We start from the raw sequence: 1,296 nt of genomic DNA on the forward strand, positions 1-1,296 counted from the left end.
GTCGCTCCCTGCAGAGCCCTTTGCCGCTCGATGTCGAGGAATCTCCGGCTCACACCGCAGTGCAGATGATCCCAGGGCAATGGACTGTCCAGGGGCCTGGCCCGGAGATAGCGGTCCGGATCCAGGCCACGACGACGCAAAATCTCCAGCCAGGGGTGGATGTCCAGGTGGTCGGTCCAGCTCGTGAACACCTGTCCGGAAAGATAGGCATCCTCGAGAACTGGGCCGAGCTCCCTCCCTCCCCGGGAAAAAATGCCCTCGAGATAGCTCATGTGGGAATGATGCCATTTGACCTGAATTCGCCGGTGAGGCCGAAATAGGGCCTTGACGTACTCGAGGGTCTCCTCGAGTCGGGAAAGGGTCATCTGTGATTCCCACTGAAAGGGCGTGTGCGGCTTGGGCACGAAGGGGGAAATGGAGGCCGTGATCTGCACCCGTCTGGCCTTGGGTCCGGCCTGGGCCAGAACCTTGAGACAGAGATCGAGGATGCCGTCGAGATCCTCCCGGGTCTCAGTGGGAAGGCCGATCATAAAATAGAGCTTGACCGCCTGCCAGCCCAGGCCGAAGGCCCTGGCCGCATGATCCAGGATGTCGGACTCGGTTACGCCCTTATTGATGACGTCTCGAAGGCGCTGAGTTCCGGCCTCCGGAGCGATAGTCAGGCCGGTCCTCTTAAGGGAGGCCATGGCCGCGAACATCTCCTCACTAACGGTTCCGGCACGAAGCGACGGCAGGGCAATGGAAACCTGATTGGCCGAGCAGAGATCAAGGCTGACGTCGAAAAGCCGGTCCAAAGCCGAAAAGTCGCCGGTGCTCAGGGACAAAAAGGAGACCTCCTCGAAGCCGGTCGCGGCAAGACCCCTGGACATGCGGAGGCCAAGGGTTTCCGGCCGCCTCTCCCGCACCGGGCGATAGATCATCCCAGCCTGGCAGAACCTGCACCCACGGGTGCATCCCCTGGCAACCTCCAGGGTCAGACGATCGTGCACCGGGCGGGAAAAAGGCACCACTGGCCGACTGGGCATGGTCACGGAGTCGAGGTCGGGAACCACCGCCCGACGAACGACCGTATAATCGGAGAGAACCGGGCGAACTCCGCCTTCATCATCAGCCGTGAAGAGTGAGGGAACATAGACTCCGGAAATAGACCGCATGGAGGCCAAGAGCTCGGCCCGGCCCATTCCAGACTCCCGGCCCCGGCTCCAGGCCTCAAGCACCTCGGGCAATGCGGCCTCACCGTCTCCGAGGACCATGAGATCGAGATTCCGGGCCAGGGGTTCGGCGTTGAAGGTGCAC

At 62.2% G+C, this 1,296-nt stretch carries 1 protein-coding gene; it reads right to left on the reverse strand.

Features of this window, described 5'->3' with window-relative positions:
- A partial coding sequence (locus EOM25_15060; protein ID NCC26498.1) for a TIGR03960 family B12-binding radical SAM protein occupies positions 1–1,296 on the reverse strand: 1,296 nt, incomplete at both ends.

Source organism: Deltaproteobacteria bacterium, assembly GCA_009929795.1.
In the GTDB taxonomy this organism is placed as follows: Bacteria; Desulfobacterota; Desulfovibrionia; order Desulfovibrionales; family Desulfomicrobiaceae; genus RZZR01.